Annotated in this window: 21 protein-coding genes; 8 read left to right on the forward strand and 13 right to left on the reverse strand. The window is 64.8% G+C overall.

Going from position 1 to position 19498, the window contains the following annotated elements; genetic code table 11:
- Nucleotides 1-153 precede the first annotated feature (153 nt).
- Together AB0P23_RS22335 and AB0P23_RS22340 are read right to left on the reverse strand one after the other, a co-directional pair.
- Nucleotides 154-672 (reverse strand): DUF6153 family protein, encoded by a 519-nt coding sequence (locus AB0P23_RS22335; RefSeq protein ID WP_353852273.1) that lies wholly within the window; start codon nucleotides 670-672, stop codon nucleotides 154-156.
- Nucleotides 673-676: 4 nt separating this feature from the next.
- Nucleotides 677-1624: an NlpC/P60 family protein gene (locus tag AB0P23_RS22340; protein ID WP_032375702.1), complete on the reverse strand. Its 948-nt coding sequence runs from the start codon at nucleotides 1622-1624 to the stop codon at nucleotides 677-679.
- 401 nt (nucleotides 1625-2025) lie between these two features.
- Between AB0P23_RS22340 and AB0P23_RS22345 the strand changes: the two genes are divergently transcribed.
- A complete protein-coding gene (locus tag AB0P23_RS22345; RefSeq protein ID WP_176457804.1) occupies nucleotides 2026-2529 on the forward strand; it encodes a hypothetical protein in 504 nt (167 codons plus the stop codon).
- A 16-nt stretch (nucleotides 2530-2545) separates the two neighbouring features.
- Here AB0P23_RS22345 and AB0P23_RS22350 read toward each other — a convergent pair whose 3' ends face one another.
- From AB0P23_RS22350 to AB0P23_RS22375, 6 genes are all read right to left on the reverse strand, one after another.
- Nucleotides 2546-3274: a TVP38/TMEM64 family protein gene (locus AB0P23_RS22350; protein WP_045841173.1), complete on the reverse strand. Its 729-nt coding sequence runs from the start codon at nucleotides 3272-3274 to the stop codon at nucleotides 2546-2548.
- 86 nt (nucleotides 3275-3360) lie between these two features.
- On the reverse strand, nucleotides 3361-3699 hold the full coding sequence (locus tag AB0P23_RS22355) for a metal-sensitive transcriptional regulator (RefSeq protein WP_032375786.1): 339 nt from the start codon (nucleotides 3697-3699) through the stop codon (nucleotides 3361-3363).
- Nucleotides 3700-3722: 23 nt separating this feature from the next.
- The gene (locus tag AB0P23_RS22360) at nucleotides 3723-3890 is read right to left on the reverse strand and encodes a hypothetical protein (protein ID WP_155288777.1); all 168 of its coding nucleotides are present in this window, start codon (nucleotides 3888-3890) and stop codon (nucleotides 3723-3725) included.
- Nucleotides 3891-3998: 108 nt separating this feature from the next.
- A complete protein-coding gene (locus AB0P23_RS22365; RefSeq protein WP_032401333.1) occupies nucleotides 3999-6263 on the reverse strand; it encodes a heavy metal translocating P-type ATPase in 2265 nt (754 codons plus the stop codon).
- Nucleotides 6264-6292: 29 nt separating this feature from the next.
- Nucleotides 6293-6556: a hypothetical protein gene (locus tag AB0P23_RS22370; protein WP_032375704.1), complete on the reverse strand. Its 264-nt coding sequence runs from the start codon at nucleotides 6554-6556 to the stop codon at nucleotides 6293-6295.
- Between the two features lie 32 nt (nucleotides 6557-6588).
- Nucleotides 6589-6792, reverse strand: coding sequence for a heavy metal-associated domain-containing protein (locus tag AB0P23_RS22375; RefSeq protein WP_032375705.1), 204 nt, complete (start codon nucleotides 6790-6792; stop codon nucleotides 6589-6591).
- Between the two features lie 403 nt (nucleotides 6793-7195).
- On the opposite strand from AB0P23_RS22375, the gene AB0P23_RS22380 reads away from it, so the two are divergent.
- Nucleotides 7196-7435 carry a DUF4396 domain-containing protein gene (locus AB0P23_RS22380; RefSeq protein WP_032375706.1) on the forward strand — a complete coding sequence of 80 codons (240 nt, stop codon included), beginning with the start codon at nucleotides 7196-7198 and terminating at the stop codon, nucleotides 7433-7435.
- A 147-nt stretch (nucleotides 7436-7582) separates the two neighbouring features.
- Here the strand turns inward: AB0P23_RS22380 and AB0P23_RS22385 are convergent, their stop codons facing one another.
- The 4 genes from AB0P23_RS22385 to AB0P23_RS22400 all read right to left on the reverse strand — a co-directional run bounded on the left by AB0P23_RS22385 (nucleotide 7583) and on the right by AB0P23_RS22400 (nucleotide 10774).
- Nucleotides 7583-8872: an MFS transporter gene (locus AB0P23_RS22385; protein WP_032375707.1), complete on the reverse strand. Its 1290-nt coding sequence runs from the start codon at nucleotides 8870-8872 to the stop codon at nucleotides 7583-7585.
- Nucleotides 8869-9948 carry a PLP-dependent cysteine synthase family protein gene (locus tag AB0P23_RS22390; RefSeq protein ID WP_230558241.1) on the reverse strand — a complete coding sequence of 360 codons (1080 nt, stop codon included), beginning with the start codon at nucleotides 9946-9948 and terminating at the stop codon, nucleotides 8869-8871. The genes AB0P23_RS22385 and AB0P23_RS22390 overlap by 4 nt, the downstream gene beginning before the upstream one ends.
- Before the next feature lie 159 nt (nucleotides 9949-10107).
- On the reverse strand, nucleotides 10108-10527 hold the full coding sequence (locus AB0P23_RS22395; protein ID WP_230593569.1) for a hypothetical protein: 420 nt from the start codon (nucleotides 10525-10527) through the stop codon (nucleotides 10108-10110).
- Nucleotides 10528-10573: 46 nt separating this feature from the next.
- The gene (locus tag AB0P23_RS22400) at nucleotides 10574-10774 is read right to left on the reverse strand and encodes a hypothetical protein (protein ID WP_141215005.1); all 201 of its coding nucleotides are present in this window, start codon (nucleotides 10772-10774) and stop codon (nucleotides 10574-10576) included.
- Between the two features lie 305 nt (nucleotides 10775-11079).
- Between AB0P23_RS22400 and lnt the strand changes: the two genes are divergently transcribed.
- On the forward strand, nucleotides 11080-12615 hold the full coding sequence (lnt, locus tag AB0P23_RS22405) for an apolipoprotein N-acyltransferase (protein WP_230595449.1): 1536 nt from the start codon (nucleotides 11080-11082) through the stop codon (nucleotides 12613-12615).
- Nucleotides 12616-12778: 163 nt separating this feature from the next.
- The gene (locus tag AB0P23_RS22410) at nucleotides 12779-13564 is read left to right on the forward strand and encodes a M23 family metallopeptidase (RefSeq protein WP_231911468.1); all 786 of its coding nucleotides are present in this window, start codon (nucleotides 12779-12781) and stop codon (nucleotides 13562-13564) included.
- Between the two features lie 201 nt (nucleotides 13565-13765).
- On the opposite strand, the gene AB0P23_RS22415 is transcribed toward AB0P23_RS22410, so the two are convergent.
- Nucleotides 13766-14953 carry a M23 family metallopeptidase gene (locus tag AB0P23_RS22415; protein WP_230593571.1) on the reverse strand — a complete coding sequence of 396 codons (1188 nt, stop codon included), beginning with the start codon at nucleotides 14951-14953 and terminating at the stop codon, nucleotides 13766-13768.
- A gap of 496 nt (nucleotides 14954-15449) precedes the next feature.
- Between AB0P23_RS22415 and AB0P23_RS22420 the strand changes: the two genes are divergently transcribed.
- The 4 genes from AB0P23_RS22420 (at nucleotide 15450) to AB0P23_RS22435 (ending at nucleotide 19071) form a co-directional block, all read left to right on the forward strand.
- A complete protein-coding gene (locus tag AB0P23_RS22420; protein WP_080733473.1) occupies nucleotides 15450-16037 on the forward strand; it encodes a TlpA disulfide reductase family protein in 588 nt (195 codons plus the stop codon).
- Nucleotides 16038-16128: 91 nt separating this feature from the next.
- Nucleotides 16129-17634 (forward strand): multicopper oxidase family protein, encoded by a 1506-nt coding sequence (locus AB0P23_RS22425; protein WP_045841174.1) that lies wholly within the window; start codon nucleotides 16129-16131, stop codon nucleotides 17632-17634.
- A 121-nt stretch (nucleotides 17635-17755) separates the two neighbouring features.
- Entirely contained in the window at nucleotides 17756-18112 is a 357-nt protein-coding gene (locus AB0P23_RS22430; RefSeq protein WP_032375711.1) for a BlaI/MecI/CopY family transcriptional regulator, read from the forward strand.
- Nucleotides 18109-19071 (forward strand): M56 family metallopeptidase, encoded by a 963-nt coding sequence (locus AB0P23_RS22435; RefSeq protein WP_032375712.1) that lies wholly within the window; start codon nucleotides 18109-18111, stop codon nucleotides 19069-19071. Before AB0P23_RS22430 ends, AB0P23_RS22435 begins: the two co-directional genes overlap by 4 nt.
- Nucleotides 19072-19498: the final 427 nt, after the last annotated feature.

Genomic DNA, 19498 nt, shown 5'->3' on the forward strand with positions numbered 1-19498 from the left:
GCGGCGACAGCGGAAGCCGCCGTTATCGCGATCGTGAAACGGGTAGATCGATTCGAACGCATAACAAACTCCTGAAATTATGGTGGGGTGGTTCGGATCGACAGGCACACTGACCCGTCGACATCTGTGTCTCACACAACGGTGAGTCACCTGTCAGATCCGAAGCACAGACAATTCGGAGAGAGTGAAAATGGTCCAGGGCGGCGGGTGCCCGGTTCGACGACGAACTGCCGACAGCCGCGCAGCGTGGACGAGAGAACCGGCGAAGCCCACAACGATTGCCCGTAAGACGGCCAACGCCGCGACAGCACCGATGATAGCCAGACACAGATGCATGACCGAGCTGTGATCGCCACAGCCGTTCCCGCAGTGTGCTGCGGAACCACTCTCCGATGCTGTCGCAGATGATGCTCCCGAATGCTCGTCGACGGCAGGTGGAGCGCTCACCGTCGAGGTCATCGAGTGTTCGCCGATACTCGTCGCCGTTGCGAACGACATCGGCGCAGAATGCATGAGAAGGACTCCGAACAGCACTATCGAAGCGCAAACAGCACCTAGGAGCCACTTCTGGTTCATAGGTTCCGTGGCTGAAGTCCTCACCGGTTCGATCTTACCGGTCTGCCACACGGGCATCCGGTCTCCTCGCAGTCGCGGCGTCCGGACCGTGGACATCGAATCAGGTGGCGATGGGCCGGTTGATTGCGGTCACTTCATCCCAGGGAACGGGCGCGACTTTGACGACGTCGCCGCCGGTGGGGGCGTTGACGTATTTCCCGTCGCCGATGTAGATCCCGATGTGTCCGATCGGTGAGTAGAGAGAGATGAAGTCACCCGGTTGCACTGATTCGCGGGAGACAGGTGTGCCCGCTCGTGCTTGGTCTGCGGCCACGCGTGGAACGGTCAGTCCCAGTTGTTTGTAGGCGAAGTAGATCAGTCCGGAGCAATCGAAGGACCCCGGCCCGGTAGCTCCCCAGGAATAGGGTTTGCCGAGTTGGTCGAGGGCGATGCGCATCGCCTCCGCTGATGTTCCACTCGCAGCCGAGACGGCGGCGGGTAGCTCGGAAGGATTCGTGGTGCCGGGGCTGACGATGGCAGCTCGATCCGCATCGGTGAGGGCGGCGAATTGGTCGGTGATTTTGGCGATCTGATCGGCCAGGTCGGTCTGGCGTTGCTCGAGGTCGCGTTGTGTACGTGCGGCGTCCGCCTCGGCTACCGCAGCGGACGCCTGTGCTTGCCGGGCTTGTTCGAGCTGGTCTCGCGCTTCGTCGTCGATCTGTGTCGAGTCGGCGAGTGCAGCGGCTCGATCGGCGAGGATCCGGTCCAACAACACCATCTGATCGAGTAGTTGCTGTGGGCTGTCCGCGACCAGAACGGCCCCGAGAGGGGATTGCGGTACACCTTTGTACGCGGCGTCGACAGCTGTGGCCAGTGCTCGACGGTTGGCAGATGCGGCCACTTCGGCTTCCCGAGCCGCCGCCGAGGTCTCGTGGGCGAATTGAACTGCGGTACTCAGTTCGCCGCGGCGACGATCGAGGGTGTCCTGCGCGGCGTACATGCTCTCGGTGAGAGTGAAGGCGGTCGCATTGAGTTCAGCGAGTTGTCGTACGGCTTCGGATGCGTTCACCGGGGGTGCAGCAGGGTCCGCCGAAGCTGGAGCATTTACCGAAAATGCCGCGGCAACAACGATGATCGAGGCGATCAGGGTAGCGCGGACACGCCGCGTCGGGCCTGAAAAAGAATGCACAGAAGAAATCCTCTGGGGTCGGTGTGGGTTCCCTGCGTCACCAGCGAAGGAAACGGAGCGCGGCGAGAGCCGCATGGGACTGTGTCCGGCCTCGCCGGTCACCATTGTCGGGTATCGGCAGTCGTAGACGGTTCCTCACGGTCGGCTGAGGCTCGCGTCGACGCTCGACGCCTGTGCCGTATGGGCGGCGAGTCGGCGTCGATTGACGCCGACTCACCGCACCTGCAAACTACTATCATTCATAGTAGATGGTGGGGTGGTATCCGCTGACCGGGAGAGGGATGACGACTGTGACGATGCGTGACTGGCCGGCGCGGCGTTGGGTGGCCGCGTTACTGGGCGCGACGGTGGCCGCGCTGGTCGTGGCGATCCCCACCGGGATCATCCACACTGCGTTCTACGTTCGAATGACCCCGGTGTTGTGGTGGAACTATCCGGTGTGGATTGCCACCGCAGTTCTCAGTGGCCTCATTCTTGCGACATACGTGAGCACTGGGCTGGCGTCGTCGGTTTCTTCCCGTGTAGGGGTCAGTGCGAATGCGTTGTCGTTGTTGGCAGTCGGATGTCCGATATGCAACAAACTGGTAGTGGTGGCGGTCGGGGTGAGCGGTGCTCTGGATCTATGGGCACCCGTGCAGCCCGTAATCGGAGTGATGTCGGTGGGGGTGATGGTGTGGGCTCTTCGACTGCGAATCCGCGGGGAACGCGCGTGCCCTACTTCTCGCGTAGGTCAGGAGTTCGGCAACTCCGCTGGCTTTGGCGGTGCAGGCGCAGCAAAATTGTAGGATTTCTCGCCACGTCCTATCCGCGGTCCGGCAGCAACAGACGACGAAGGCGACCGCTTCTCGATGCGCCATCTGCGGTGTTGGGCTGTGCCTGCGACACCGGCAGGCGGGCGTCGGCCAGCAATCCTGCCACCCCGGCGGCCACGCAGGCCGACGTCACCACTATCAATGCCGGATTCGTTCGCCCGGTCAAAGCGTCCCCGAACAGCACCGCGGCGATCGTACCGGGCAGAATCCCCACGACAGTGGCCGTCGTGTAGGGCAGCAGGCGCACCGCGGAGAGTCCGGAGCAGTAGTTGACCAGGGCGAACGGTGCCGGGGCAATGAGCCGCAAGGACCCGACGGCCAGCCACCCCCGCCGAGCCAACCGGGCATCGATGGACTTGACCGCAGGATTCGTCAGCCGCTCCTGCACCGCGGTGCGCCCGAGCGCGCGCACCAGCAGCAACGCCAGCACAGCGCTGACAGTTGTGGCGGCGATCGTGACGGCGACCCCGGTGGCGGGACCGAACAACAGTCCGGCGCTGAGGGTGAACACCGTGCGCGGTACCGGGGCAATCGTCAACACCGCCTGGGTCAGAAAGAACACCACCACGAACGACGGGCCCATCGACTCCGCCCACTCGCGCACCACAATGATCGACGGGCGGGGTACGAGGGCGGCAGCCACTGCCAGTATTGCCAGCGCTGCCACGGTGGCGAGGACTCGGCGATCGCGCAGAATCGCCGATACGGTTTCGGTCATGACGGTCTCTGCCTGCGCCGCCTCGCCGAGGTTTCCGACAAGCACGCGGGAGTGGACGGCGAGGAATGGCTTCGCACTGCCGGTGCTCAGGAGCGGACGAGCCGTGAGATCGCGTCGGTGGCCTCTTTGATCTTCGCGTCGGCTTGGGGACCGCCGGCGATGGCGGCGTCGACCACGCAGTGGCTGATGTGAGCTTCGAGCAGGCCCATGGCCACCGCCTGCAAGGCTTTGGTCATCGCCGAGACCTGGGTGAGGATGTCGATGCAGTACTTGTCTTCCTCGACCATGCGCTGCAGTCCTCGGGCCTGGCCTTCGATGCGCTTGAGGCGTTTGAGGTAGGCGTCCTTTTCGGTGATGTAGCCGTGCGCGGCGTGATCATGGCCGTCGGTCTCGGCGGGTGCCTGCGCGGCCGCGGGAGTGGCCATGGTGTCCTCCTGGAATCCGAGTGTCATGCCGAGCATCCTCGATTATGCCCGCCCGGGGTATGGCGCGAGAGGGTCGGTCCGTCGAGTCGTCGCTGGGCCGCCGCCGCAGCGCACATCACCGCGCAGCGGGCCACCGCTCGGGTCGCCGGGTGCCGGGTGATCTGCACCAAGGTCGTTGTCACGAAGGACATGGCCCTCTCCTTTCGTAGGCTGCATCGGGGTTGTAGCGGTGGGGTGGGGTGGCGCGCCTGCATGCCACGCCCACCCCAGCCTTTTGGGTGCTTGTTCTACCCGCGCGGTTATCCGGTGAGGGACTTGAACCGGCGCAACCGCAAGCTGTTGCTGACCACGAACACCGACGAGAACGCCATCGCTGCACCGGCCAGCATCGGATTGAGCAGCCCGGCCGCAGCCAAGGGGAGGGCGGCCACGTTGTAGGCGAACGCCCAGAACAAGTTGCCCTTGATGGTGCCCAACGTTCGGCGGGACAGGCGGATAGCATCCGCTGCTGCGCGCAGATCACCGCGCACCAACGTCAGATCGCTGGCTTCGATCGCAACGTCGGTACCGGTGCCCATCGCCAGACCGAGGTCGGCCTGCGCCAACGCGGCGGCGTCGTTCACGCCGTCGCCGACCATCGCCACTACCTTGCCCTGCTCCTGCAGCTTTTTGACGACGTCCACCTTGTCTGCGGGCAGCACCTCCGCGATCACTTCGTGGATGCCGACCTGGTCGGCGATGGCACGCGCGGCGGCTGCGTTGTCGCCGGTGAGCATGATCGGCGTCAAACCCAGGCCCCGCAGCTGCTCGATCGCCTCGGCGGAGGTGGGTTTGACCGCGTCGGCGACGACCAGTACTCCGCGAGCCCGACCGTCCCAACCGACTGCGACGGCGGTCTTGCCCTCGGATTCGGCTGCACGCATCGCACTTTCGAGTTCGTCCGGCAGCTGCTGCGCCCGGTCGGCGAGGAGGCGGGCCCGTCCGACGATCATTGCGTGGTCGTCGACTATGCCCTGCACCCCGAGGCCTTCGATATTTATAAACTGCTCCACCGGTGGCAGGGCTCCGACCTTCTCGCGGGCACCTTTGGCGATGGCCTGGGCGATGGGGTGCTCGGACGAATCTTCGAGTGCACCGGCCAGGCGCAGCACCTGCGCGGTGTCCTCGCCGTCGGCGGTGATCACGTCGAGCAGAGTCATCTTGCCGGTGGTGACGGTGCCGGTCTTGTCGAGTACCACGGTGTCGACACGGCGGGTCGATTCGAGCACTTCGGGACCCTTGATCAGGATGCCGAGCTGAGCGCCGCGGCCGGTGCCGACCATCAGCGCGGTCGGGGTGGCCAGGCCGAGGGCACACGGGCAGGCGATGATCAGGACGGCGACGGCTGCGGTGAACGCGGCCGCGATCCCACCGCCGGTGCCGATCCAGAAGCCGAGTGTCGCCGCGGCAAGGGCGATCACGATCGGGACGAAGACTCCGGAGATCTTGTCGGCCAGACGCTGAGCTTGGGCTTTACCGGTCTGAGCGTCTTCGACGAGTTTCGCCATCTGTGCGAGCTGGGTGTCCGAGCCGATGCGGGTCGCCCGGACCACGATTCGGCCACCGACGTTGACCGTCGCGCCGACGACCAGATCATCGGGTCCTACCTCGACGGGCACGGATTCGCCGGTCAACATCGAATTGTCGACCGCGGAAGAGCCGTCGGCGACCACGCCGTCGGTGGCGATCTTCTCCCCGGGGCGGACGACGAACTCGTCACCGACGATGAGTTGATCGGTGGGGATGCGCTGTTCGACACCCTCGCGCAGGACGGAGACTTCCTTGGCACCGAGCTCGAGCAGGGCACGCAGGGCGGCACCGGCGCGTCGCTTGGAGCGTGCTTCGAAGTAGCGGCCGGCGAGGATGAAGGTGGTGACTCCGGCTGCGGCCTCGAGGTAGATGTTGCCGGCCCCGTCGGAGCGGGAGATGGTCAGCTCGAACGGGTGTGTCATGCCGGCCGTTCCGGCGGTGCCCCAGAACAGGGCATACAACGACCACCCCAGTGCTGCGATGGTGCCCATCGAGATCAGGGTGTCCATCGTTGAGGTGGCGTGCCGCAGATTGGTGAAGGCGGCCTTGTGGAACGGCCATGCCCCCCACACCACCACGGGTGCGGCGAGGGTCAGGGAAAGCCACTGCCAGTTGGTGAACTGCAGTACCGGAACCATGGCCATCGCGATCACCGGCACGCTGAGCACCAGCGATATGAGCAGGCGTTGGCGCAGCGAGGCGGTGGGGTCGATCTCGGCTGGCCCGGCCGCGTCGGGGTCGGTGGAGGAGGCGGCGGGCGCGGGGACCGTGGCGGTGTAGCCGGCCTGCTCGACGGTGCCCACGAGATCCTCGGTCGAGACATCACCGACGTAGTCGACGCGTGCTTTTTCGGTGGCGTAGTTCACCGTCGCGGTGACACCGTCGAGCTTGTTGAGCTTTTTCTCGATCCGGTTCGCGCAGGAGGCGCAGGTCATACCACTGATGTCGAGTTCGACCCGGCCGTCGGCGGTGGGGTGGTGCGTGACGGGATTCATCGTCGCTCCTCTCGGGGTGTGGTGGTGTGTCAGTGTCCGTGCCCGGCGGGCATCGGCTCCGAGGCGGCGGGCACCGCGGCGTATCTGCTGTCGGTGACCATCAATCCTCCAGGTCTCTGATTGGCGACGGGCCCGCCCGCAGTGGACACCGCGGCGGCGTCGTGAGTCGAGGTGTCGTGTGTGTCGGGTGGTGCGGCACCTTCGGGGCCGAAGGCGTCCCCGGCTCCGAAGGCGAGCCCGAAGACCGCGGCTAGGGCGATGGTGAATCCGACGAACTTCGATGATGCGTTCATCGTGCGAATCTCCTGTCCGGGTCTGGTGTCGATCAGGAGGCGAGCTGGTAGCCGGCCTCGTCGACTGCGTGGGCGATGGCCGTCTGCTCGATCGGGGTGTCCGAGTCGATATCGACTCGGCCGCTCGCGAGGTCGACATTCACGGCGGTCACACCGGGGATGCCGCTGATCTCCTCTCGGACCGAGGAGACGCAGTGCCCGCAGGTCATTCCGGTGACGGTGACGGTGGTGTTCATCGATGCCCTTCTTTCTTCGATTCGGAATGTGATCGAGGTCGTCGCGACCCACTTACAGATTTACCATACCCCCCTACGGTATGCAACGAGATGTGCCGCACCGGTGCTACGGCATGACCCTGGGCACTGACCGGAACACCGCCCTCGGATGCGGGAGCGGCACCCAGAATCGAACGTCGCACCAGAGCCTGCATCGGCGGGCGTCCTCGACTCCGGCTACTACGAACGCGGATTACGCGCGCGCAGAGATGCCCACAATCTTCTCGATGATGTCGCTTCCGTCCTTGCCGACGTCGAATCTCGTGCGGACAGAGTGTTCTTTGGGCGATGATCATCGTCATCGCCATACTGGCCACGATCATGCTCTTCGTATACGAGCGTTCGGCCATCACACCGGTAGTCGGTGCGCAGGCAATCCATTCGGCGTTCTGTCCTGGCTGCGGTCGGCGTCGCTGCGTTGACCGTACTGGCGTTCGACCTCGGGATGGGTGGTTGGATGCTGCTGCTGTACTACACCGAGACCATGCCACCGGCCACCGATGCTGCGTTCTGGATGCTCATGCAAATCGGTATCGTCCTCGGGGTGGTCACGGGTTACCCCGTCGTCCGTCGCCTCCAACGTCACCGCAGTACCCCCGCCTGAGGTGTGGGTGGCCCGCATTCGTGTGAATGCGGGCCACCGGTCGGTGGATAGTCGTGAACGGTGCCGCGTCGATACCCTCGTGTTCGGCAATCATCGTCGAGGTCTCGGGTGTGGGCAATGCAGGCCACTTCTCGGCGTGCACTGCCGCTAGCCGGTGGCCGGTACCTCGCCGCTTTCGGTCACCGTGGTCTCGGTGGGGGGTGGGGTGAGCCGGTCGGATCGATCGAGCGCATAGAGAGCGGCCACAGATGCCGCCCCGACCAGGGTCAGTATCGCCCAGATCAGTGCACCCAGATGCGCGTCGCTGAGAAGCCCGAAGACGGCTCCTGTACCCAGGTTGCCGAGCAGGATGCCGACCCCGACGATGGTGTTGTAGAACCCGTAATGGGTGGCCACCAGCTTCCCGCCCGACAGGGTCACCACCGTGTCCATCTCGAACGGAAACACCGCGGCGGTGCCGACCGCCAACAGTGCAGCGGTGAACACCAGGGCACCGGCGGCGGCCCACCCGCCCAGCGCGGCCGGGCTCGGCAGCACGATCAGCGGGAGGAACGCCAGCGCCATGATTGCCATACCGACCACCACGCTTCGCCCCGAACCCCACCTGCGGGACAACCAGGACGTGATCCGGAACTGCCCGGCGATCGCGACCACGCCGGAGACCACGAACAACGAGGTCACCAGAGCGGTGTCGGACCTGCCGTTACCGACTACCACCGCAGCCTGCAGCGGCAGCGCAAGATAGATCTGGAACGAAAGCACGTAGGATCCGATCATCGCCAGCGCGAACAGCACGAAGGGTCGGTTGGCCATCACCACCCGCCAGTCCTCGAGTACCGATGTCGTGGCCCCGGTCGTCTCGGCCCGGTGCGCGGGGAGCGTCCAAATCTGCACGATCGTCAGAACAGCAAAAATCGCGGCCGCTGCCAGTGAGGTGACTCGGAAGTCGAGGGTGGTCAGAGCGAGACCGATCAACGGGCCCAGCAGAATCCCGGCCTGATAGAACACGTTGAACACCGCGAACGCCTCGACCCGCCGTGGCCCTGCGTCGGCGGCCAGATACGCCCGCACGGCCGGGTTGAACAGCGCACCGGCGAACCCGGTCGCGGCCGAGGCGAGCAGGATCGCCGGCAGCGATTCCACGGCCGCGAGCAGTACGAAACCGGCAACTCGCAGCAGGCAGCCGGCGACGATCAGGGGTTTGTATCCGAGGCGGTCGGCGAGGGTGCCGCCGAGCAGGAACATCCCTTGCTGGGAGAAGTTCCGCATCCCCAGCACCAGCCCGACCGCCCACGCCGCCAGGCCCAGGGAACCGGCCAGATACCCGGCCAGGTACGGCATCAGCATGTAGAAACCGACGTTGATGGAGAACTGGTTGACCATCAACACCTGGCTGGGCCGGTCGAAGCTACGGAACTTGGTCAGAAAAGTTTTCATCGAACGCTCTCGGTGGGATCGACGACGGTGGGATCGACGACGGTGGCGCACCGCGTCCACGACGTCACAGTCTCATCGGTGGGGTGGGCGATGGTCGTCGGCTCGGTCGGCGGGTCAACGTCGAGCAGGCCGTGCTCGGTGCAGTAGTCGTCGTTGTAGATGGTGTCGAAGTAGCGCTGCGGTCCGTCGGGGAAGACGGCCGCGACCCGGGTCTCCGGCGGGCTGGTGCGAGCGATCCAGCCGGCCGCGAGGGCGACGGCCCCGACGCTCCAGCCGCCGCTGGCGTGGTGCGTCGCCGCCAGGGTGCGGCACGACCACACCGCTTCGTGCGGGGCCACCCAGTGCACCTCGTCGAAGGCGGGATAGTCGATGTTGTCGGGATAGATGCTCGAACCCAACCCGCGCATGAGCCGAGTGCTGGCGGGTTGCCCGAAGATCGTCGATCCGATGGTGTCGACACCGACCAGTTTCAGGTCGGGGCAGAACTGCCGGAGCACCCGGGCCACCCCGGCGGAGTGCCCTCCGGTGCCCACCGAGCAAACCAAGGTGTCGACGCGTCCGAGCTGGGCGATGAGTTCGTGAGCGAGCGACTCGTACGCCTCGACATTGTCCGGGTTGGTGTACTGATCCGGGCACCACGACCCTGGATGTGTATCGAGGAGCTCACGGACCTTCTCACGCCGGGCCTGCTGCCAGCCGCCGTCGGGGTGCGGTGTGGTGACCAGTTCGACGCGGGCACCGTACGCGGCGAGCATCCGGTGCACGATCGGTTCCAGTCCCGGGTCGGCGACGAGGGTGACGGGGTGGTGATGGGTGATCCCGGCCAGGGCCAGACCCAGGCCGAGGGTTCCGCTGGTGGATTCGATGATCATCGCGCCGGGAGCGAGGTCGCCGCGGGCCTTGGCTTTTTCGACCATGTGCAGCGCGGGGCGGTCTTTCATCCCACCGGGATTGCTGCCTTCGAGTTTCGCCCAGAAGCCGCGGCCGGAGTCCGCGAACGGTTCACCGATCCACAGAACGGGCGTGTTGCCGACCATTGTGCTCGGTTCCGGGCAGTTCTTGGCGGTCGCCAACATGTGGCCGGCGGAGGACGGTGGCACGAGTGTGGAGCGAACAGCACTGTTCATGATGAGTAGTCCCTGTATGTGATCTGCGAGGAGCGCAGTAAGTGAGTGATGGGCAGCACGAACTGGGCCATGAGAGGAGAAGTCCTCGGATGGCCCGCGGGCTGCTGATCAGCACCTGTTGATACAGAGTTCGTTCAAGACGGTTCGGCCGTGCCGGATCGGAATGGGTAGATCCGGTGGGGCTCGCGAAATGCGCGGGGCAGACATCGCCACCAACACCACAGCGAAGGCCATCGCTGCGACCGCGGCGATGGTCGATGGGCGGGGCGGGTTGTCGGATCGGGGCATTGCGATGACGGTGTTCGTATCGTGCGCCATGTGGGGCGATCCGTCGTCGATGTGCGCGTGGTTGGGGGAGAGTTCCGCGGCGGCCTGAGACGAGGACGAAACGATGTGTACGCCGTCGCTGTGATGGTCCTGTTCCCAGGCGATGCCGCATTGAGCGATGGTGTGAGCCAACAAATACAGGACAGCGGCGACTGCGATAACCGTCCGCAGGCGCGGCGGGCCCAGCGCAGAGATTCTCACAACGCCTCGACGGTAGCAGCCGGAAACTGGGTTGGCCCAAACCCATTCAGGGTGCCCCTGATGTGCCGCCGCCGAATCGGGCGGTCACACCGCCCGCCCGCAGGCACCACATGTTTCTGGTCACGTCGAACACGGCCAGGACGATCGGGGCGGTGATCATGATGGCCGCCAGAGCAGATGCACCCGCATATGTCGGCGTGCTGCGGCGCGGTAGAAGCCAGTCTCCATCCCGGGGTCCAGCACGCATCTTGTGCGAGCCGAGGGTGGTCCGTGCACCGGTCGATGCCCGGCCACGAAGGGCACCGCGAAGGACAAAGGGCACAGCGAAGGTGCGCGGTCGATATCCCGGGGTATGCATCGACGTCGCAGAGGCGCGGTGTCGGCGGGGGAGCCGGTCCGGGCTCACCGCTGTTACTACTATCGTGCATAGTAGTAACCGAGGGTGGTCAGGTGGCGCTATGCCGTACATGAGAAAAGAGCCATGCAGGCATGCTCGATATCGAGTCCAGCGCAACAACAGTGAACCGTCACCGACGAACCCGACGTCGCCGTGTGTTCACCGCGATAGCAGGCAGGTCATCGTGTGCGGTATCTGCTGGTGTGCTGTTGTACGCGGGCTTTCCACCTCGGTCGCTGTGGTTCCTCGCGCCGTTGGGTGTCGGGGTTCTTGTTCTCGTCATCCGCGGCCGTTCCATCCGGGCGGCGTTCTTCTACGGGTATCTGTCGGGATTGGCGTTCTTTCTGCCTCTGCTGCCCTGGGTGGGTGTCTACGTCGGTGCCCCGCCGTGGCTGGCGCTCGCGGCGATCCAAGCGATAGCAGTGGCACTGTTCTGCGCTGCAGCGGCCGCAGTGTCCGGGTTGCGCTTCGAACCGCTGTGGATCGCCGCGATCTGGACCGCCACCGAAGGTCTGCGCGCACGGATTCCGTTCGGGGGATTTCCGTGGGGGAAACTAGCTTTCGCCCAAGCAGACGGCCCTCTGCTCTCGCTTGCCGCGTTCGCCGGTGCGCCCGGTGTATCTTTTGCAGTCGCAGTGATCGGCGCGGCACTGGCCAGTGTGGTCCGCCAGGTACGCCCGCCGACGCCGCGATTCGCAGTCGGGTCGGTGGCCACTGTGGTGATCGTGCCGGCTCTGGCTTTCGCGCTCACTCCCGCTGACGATGCAGGCGCAGCGCGTGCGACGGTCGCCGTTGTTCAAGGCAACGTTCCGCGGTCGGGTCTGGACTTCAACTCGCAACGTCGAGCAGTTCTCGACAATCACATCGAGCGAACAATGCAGCTCGGGGACGACATCACCGCCGGCAGGGTGCCCGCTCCCGACCTGGTGATCTGGCCGGAGAATGCATCCGATATCGACCCACTGCGCAACGCCGACGCCACTGCCGGGATCGACGCTGCAGCGCGGTCGGTCGGGGTGCCGATTCTGGTCGGAGCTGTGCTCGGTAACGACGACGGCACCTCGATGAATACCTCGATCGTGTGGGATCCGGTACTCGGACCGGGGGAGCGACACGACAAACGCAAACTTGTTCCTTTCGGAGAGTATCTCCCGATGCGATCTGTGATGACGAGGTTGTCCTCCTACGCCTCGCAGGCCGGTAACTTCGTTCCCGGGTCGGGCGACGGTGTCGTCGATATCGCCGGAATTCCGACGGCCGTCGCCACCTGTTACGAGGTCGCGTTCGACGAGCTGGTCACCGACTCCGTGCGTGCGGGGGCGCAGCTGATCACGGTCCCCACCAACAATGCGACGTTCGGGCGCACCGATATGACCTACCAGCAGTTGGCGATGTCGCGGCTGCGGGCGGTCGAGCACAACAGGACTGTTCTCGTTGCGGCGACCAGTGGGGTCAGTGCCGTCATCGACCCACAGGGGAAGGTCGCAGATCGTTCGGGCTTGTTCGCTGCGCAGACGTTGGTCGCTGATGTTGCCCTGGAAACGAGATCGACGTGGGCGACAAAGCTGGGACCGCTTCCGGAGTACGCCGCGGTCGTTCTTGCTGTCGTGGGGTGTGCTCTCGCATGGAGAAGGCAGCGTTCGCCGGCCGATGGTCTCCGACCGTCGACGTCCGGTGCTACCGCGCTGTGAGGCACGAAACCACTGCGGGGGACATCGAACTACTAACCATGATAGTAATTACCCCACTCGTCGTGTATCTTTTCGTTATCGCGTCGTGATCCGTTCGATACATCAGTGAGGTGCGCACGTCGATGATTACGCCTCGCTCCATTCGATTACCGAGGACTCTGCTGTGGCACAACACCGTATGACCCGCATGACCGACCGACGTCGACAGTTGTCGGACTGTGACGTGCCGGGAGTGGCGGTGACGCCGAGAGGGCGGCATCGCGCTCGGGCGCGCGCCACCGAGCGCCGCGGCAGTGTCGCTGTCGGTATTGCGGTGGCAGCGGGCGCTCTGGTCACGGCGGGTGCCCAATATGCGAGTCCCGCCCAGGCGCAGGCAGTCCCCGTGCACGAAGCGACACCGATGCAGGACCCGGTGGCCGAATACTTGCCTCAGATCCTCGCCATACCGGAGATCTCCAATATCAACGATGCGATCGAGCAGTTGGCGAAGGGGCAACGAAGGGCAGAGGAGAGCGCTGCGCGTGATGCAGCGGCGCTGCGACCACTGTTCGTTCGTCCGGTCGCCGGGACCCTGACCTCGGATTTCGGTCCACGATGGGGGACTACGCACACCGGGCTCGACATCGCCAACGCTATCGGAACTCCCGTCTACGCGGCAGCCGACGCTACCGTGCTCGACTCCGGTCCTGCAGACGGTTTCGGCCTCTGGGTACGTCTTCAGCATGACGATGGAACGACAACGGTCTACGGGCACATCGATCAAACCTTGGTGACCGTGGGGCAACGAGTGCAAGCCGGTGAGCAGATCGCCACTGTCGGCAATCGTGGCCAATCGACCGGGCCTCACCTGCATTTCGAGGTCGTCGACGCGGCGGGGAGCAAGGTCGATCCTCAGGAGTGGCTCGCCTCTCGGGGTGTCGCGCTGTCCGACGCGGCTGTTCGGTCGTAGGCCCCCGTTTCACCTCTCGGGCTCGCAGTAGGTACGGCGAACTTACCGGAATGCGGGCGATCGTACTGCGCGCCCGCTGAACATGTCGAGGCACCGAGGGTTCAGGTCTGATGGTGAAAACGAGACCGCAGAGACGCATCCGAAGTCAGTGCAACAGTGCGGAATTCGTTCCCATCGGCGGGCCGTGCGGTCGAGGCTCGACTACGAGTCACGGTCCGAACCGGTGATGGTGGCTCCGCGTTCCGCGAGCCAAAGTCTGGGGTCGACCTTGTTGCCGGCGGGTGTGTCGACCTCGAAGTGCAGATGTGGACCGGTGGAGATACCCCGGTTTCCTACCGTCGCAATTTCTTCACCAGCAGTGACGCGTTGACCTACGGTCACGAGGTTGTCGTTGTTGTGCCCGTAGGTCGTTACGGTGCCGTCATCGTGGCGTATGCGCACCCAGAGTCCGAAGCCCTGGGCCGGTCCTGCGCTGATCACGTCGCCGTCCGCAACGGCGACGATCGGTGTACCGGTGGAGTTGGCGATGTCGATTCCTTGATGGGCGCGGCCGTCGCCGAAGGTCGAGGTCAACGTTCCTGTTGTCGGCGCACGATACTTTCCGTTGCTCGACCCTGTTGTGCCGGTAGGGGATTGCGGGGCGGCCGACGGATGATCGCCCGCCTCGGGTGTCGTGGTTTCGGGTGTCGTTGTTTCAGATGACGTGCCGGGTGCCGACGTTTCAGGCACAGTGGCGTCGGGTTCGAGCGCGGGCAGTTCGGGCGTCGACGGGTCGGCGGCCGACTCGGGGTCCTGAGTGTCCTGAGTGTCCTGAGTGTCCTGGGTGCCTTGGGCGGTCGGTTGTTCGGTCGAGGGCTCGGCGTTCGACCTGCCGGGTGGGACCGCCGCATGTCCGCGCGACGAGGTGTGCGGGGTGGCCGGATCGTGGGGAGTCTCGGCGGCCGCGAGTGTGGATGCAAGTGTGGCGACGTCCATCGACGACACCAGTCGGGGGAGAACTGTGGGGTCGATGTCGTCGATCGGCGCGAGACAGGGGATCAGTCGCGAAAGGGCTCCCGTTGGTCCGTCAGCTGTATCGGTGGCTCCGATCGTGCCCACGAGGCAGGAGACGATGCGGCTCTGTGGGCCGGCCAGGTCGTCGAGAGCGCCGTTGGCGCGAATCTCGCGTAGTGCGCCGACGACGAGATCGAGGACCTCCTGTTGGACGTGCGGGTCCGATTGGGCCTGCGCGGGGAAGGCAGGCGGCGGCGCAGCCGGATCGGCGTCCGGGGCTGCAGACGCCGTGGGTGCCAGCGCGAGGATGCCTCCCACGAACGCGGTACCGACGAGGATGCGAGTACCCCACCGAGTTCGGTGCGCCATGTACGAGGACGAGGGCAGAGGTCTCATGTCGGTGGTCCTCCTGGACGGCAACTGCATACCTGGCAGTAATTCAGGTCGCCTTCGAGTCAAGGCGACACGCCGCATCACTATTACACCCTTTCCGCACAAGCACCATCAGTCACAGTGAATTACATCGGTAACATTCGCACCCTGCGACCCATTTCGATCGTCGGGTTGTTTCTCGGGAGCCGAAGTTCATGTACGTAATATCTTCTGCGCCAGAAGGACTCGGCGTCGCTGGACGGCCTTCATCGTGCGCCTCGATGGGGACGGTCGTCTTCGGCGAACGGCCGGAGAGCTGTGTGCTGGCACTGTGAGGCCCGAGGGTGAAGGGGCCGCGAAAGCGTTGACGGCGTGCAGGATCCACGTTGCTACTATCGAAGATAGTAGATCGTGTAGTATGACGCTGACAGACCGGAAGACATCGTCGAGGTGAACGAGACAGAGGTGCAGGGTGCAGCGGGTGACGACACGCTGGTCCCTACTTGCGATCATCGTCATCGTGACAGTTGTTGGAGCGCTGGCATTGTGGTCTCGAGATCCCTCGACCCAGTCGGTGGGGTCCGCAGGATCGGCACCTCACGTCGAGGACGAGGATCTCCCGTCGGCAGTGATCGCTACCCGTGCTGCCCTCGAGCCGTGCCCGACCTCGTCGCCGGTTCCGTCCCCCGTAACTGGCGAGCTCGTCGGTACGTCCGCACGATGCTTGGGAACGTCGGACTTATCCGATCTGGGGACCTCCCTGGCTGGGCAACCCACATTGCTCAATGTCTGGGCGTCGTGGTGCGGTCCGTGTAGACAGGAGATTCCGGTTCTGGCCCAGTACGCCGCAGAACCGGATGCGGTTCGGGTCGTCGGTCTCAACGTCCAAGACGATGCCGATGCGGCATTGAGCCTGCTCACCGAGCTGGGAGTGCACTATCCCTCGTTCGATCAGGCCGACGCGGCGTTGCAGACACTTGACGCGCCCCCTGTCCTGCCCCTGAGTTTCTTGGTCCAGAGCGATGGAACGATCGAGCGCATCACCTCGACGCCGGTGTTCTACGACCCGAGTCAGGTGCGGGAGGCGGTAACAGCGCTTGTGCGCTGATCTCAGCACGAGCACGAGCACGAGCACCAGCACCAGCAACGCGGCGAGGATCGAACGCCCGCCGGCGGACGGACTTCTACAGAATTGGGAGATGTGTATGACCAGGCAGCGGGCAGGTGCGTTCTCGCTCACGCGCCGCAACTTTCTCGCGCTGAGCGCGGCCGGAACGAGTGCCGTCGTGTTGGCGGCATGCGGCAATGGCTCGTCCGCAGCGACAGTTGTCGGACCGGACTCCGATGTGGTGGGACAGGCCGAGGACGCGCGGCGCTCGGCCGTCGGCAGACAAGTCGATATTTCCTTGAGAGCTCAGTCGAGCACGATCGACCTCGGCGGAGTGCAGGTACAGACCTGGACTTTCGGCGACAGACTCCCCGGTGCCGAGATTCGCCTGAGCCGAGGTGATGTGTTGCGCGCACAGCTCGACAACCGCCTCGAGCAGGAGACGACGATCCATTGGCACGGAATCGCCTTGCGCAACGACATGGACGGAGTGCCGGGCCTGACTCAGCCGGCTGTGGCTTCCGGTGACTCGTTCGGCTACGACTTCACCGTGCCCGACGCGGGCACGTACTTCTTTCACCCTCACGTCGGTACCCAACTCGACAGAGGACTGTATGCACCGCTGATCGTCGAGGACCCCGCCGACGGCTCGGACTACGACCTCGAAGCCGTCCTGGTCCTGGACGACTGGCTCGACGGGGTAGCCGGCGACCCCGATCGAGAACTCGAACGGCTGCGCAGCGAGGGCATGTCGATGGGCGGCATGTCGATGAGCGCGCCCACCGCCCAGTCGCCTCTCGGTGGCGACACCGGCGACGTGAGCTACCCGTACTACCTGATCAACGGCAAGATCGCCGCCGACCCCATCGTGCTCGGCGGACGGCCGGGCCAGCGGCTGCGCCTGCGCATCATCAACGCAGCTGCCGACACGGCCTTCCGTTTCGCAGTGGGGGGGCATCCTCTCACTGTTACTCACAGCGACGGATTTCCGGTTCAGCCCGAGCAGGCGCAATGCTTGTTGATAGGGATGGGAGAGCGTTACGACGCAATCATCACCTTGCAGGACGGGGCGTTTCCGATTGTCGCCGCCGCGGAAGGTAAGGACGGGAGCGGGTTCGCTGTGTTGCGTACCGGGCCAGGCGCCGCGCCGCAGTCCTCAGTCCGGCCTGCCGAACTCTCTGCAGCCCCGGTGATGGCTGATCAACTGATGTCGCTCGATACGGTCCGCTTGTCCGCACGCGAGCCGGATCGCACGTACGACATCGCTCTCGGGATGGAGATGGGCGGGTACACCTGGACGCTCAACGGTGAGACGTACGAGCAGCACACCCCCCTCGACGTTCGCGAAGGCGAAAGAGTACGACTTCGCTTCGTCAACGCCACCACGATGTTTCATCCCATGCATCTGCACGGACACACCTTCGAGGTTGTCAACGGTGCCGGATCAGGCCCCCGGAAGGACACCTCGCTGGTCTTGCCGAACCAAACTGTCGAAGTCGACTTCGACACCGACAATCCCGGCCAGTGGCTTCTGCACTGCCACAACCTCTATCACGGGGAAGCGGGAATGATGACATCGGTGTCCTACCTGGCGTGAGCCTACGGCCGCATTCGTATTCGAGGCATGCAAACCTCTCGGACCAGGGTGCTCGCTACCGAAGGATCACGTAGCTGGCTCGTTCGACGGGATAGAGTGAACACGCGCCTAGGAGGCACTCATGCAGGGTTTGGGAGAGCTCGAAGCTCTGGTGATGGACGTGGTGTGGAATACCAGCGCCGCAGTCCGGGTTCGTGATGTCATCGATCAACTCGAGGACGGTCGAGAACCGGCGTACACCACGATTCAGACGGTGCTCGACAATTTGCACCGTAAAGGCTGGGTACACCGACAACGCAACGGACGGGCATATTGGTACGAAGCCACCCGAAGCAGGGAAGAAGCCGCCTCCGACGCCTTGCGAATACTTCTCGAATCGACCGGCGACCCGACGAGCGTGCTGCTGCACTTCGCCCGCGGCGCTTCCGATGACGAATCGAAGGTGCTCACCCGCGGTCTGAAAGAGCGTCAGAGGTGACTGCCGTACTCCTGTGGGCCCTCGGTGGGCTGTTGGTTGCGGCTGCCGCGCCATTGCTGATGAGGTCGATGATCGACAGAGGTATCGATGCGCACGTCACGCTCTTGACGTGGTCGGCGCTCGTTGTGGGCACCTTGGTCAGCATTGCGGTACCGGTCGTGCTCAGTGCGATCCCCAGTCATGGGGGCGTGACGACCCTGGTCGACATCGCACACCAATGCTGGCTCGCCCTTCAGGGCGACATACCTGCCCGCGTCGAGGCCATCGTCGGGGTTGTCGGGATTGCGATGTTGGGCTGCGGCGCAGTCCGCTGGATCGTCCACCTGAGGCGCGCAGTGTGTGAGCGACGGCGAGTGTACGAGCGGCACATCGATCTGCTGCGCATCATCGCTGGAGGCGTCGGGTTTTCCGGTTCGAATCAACCCGCGTCGACCTTGTGGCTTCCGTTGGACAGTCCTCTCGCGTACAGCGTCGCGGGACGACCGGCGATGGTCGTGGCCAGCGAGGGGCTGCGTACGCAGTTGACGCCTGCTGAAGTCGAGGCGGTCCTCGCACACGAACGTGCACACATCGATGGCCGGCATCATCTGCTCGTAGGCATTGCCGAGTCGGTGGCCTATGCGTTTCCGTGGCTACCGATCATGCGAGCGTCACCTTCGCTCGTGCGCGCTCTGGTCGAACTCGACGCGGACGCCCGCGCAGCCCGCTCGCACGGACGAGACCCCGTGCGGCGCGCTCTGACTTCGCTGCGCCCGCACCCTGTTCCTCTGCCCGCCCTCGGTATGGTTTCCGATGCCACCGTTGTGCGGCTCGATCGTCTCGCCGTGGACCGAGTGATCCCGCATGCTCCCCTCCGGTGGGCGCGGGCGTTCGTAGCGTGCACCGCCGTTGCCCTGCCTGCGTTACCAGTAGTGGCCCTGCTGGGGGCCATGACGTTGGCATCCTGCGCGGTGGGATGAAATGCCCCGCGCGGCACTACAGATCACGGGAGCGAGTCCGCAATACTCGCCCCTCGGCTTTCGGGTGCGGGAAGCGATCATCATGAGACCGACGAGCGCGAGGACCATCGCCATCGGATAGCCGACCGCGAGATCCTGCCATCCGGCGCTCGGAAGAAACCGAAGCTGCCCGAGATGAATTACGACGTGGGTCGCACCGATCACGACACCCGCCATCAGGACCACCCAACCCCGACCTTGACGGCGGCGCTCACGCTTGTACGCCTCGGTGTAGGGGCCGCCCGCGTCTTCCGACGACCGGCCGTCTCGTTCTTCGCCTGACATCGCGCGCTGCCAGCACGTCCATACGTTGTCGATCGTGAGCGAGTCGGCCGACGGAGCCGAACCACCGCCGAGGAGAAGGCAACCTGGGGCGAGGGCACGCCTG

Origin of the sequence: Rhodococcus sp. NPDC077669, assembly GCF_040686915.1 — a bacterium.
Classification (GTDB): Bacteria; Actinomycetota; Actinomycetes; order Mycobacteriales; family Mycobacteriaceae; genus Rhodococcoides; species Rhodococcoides fascians.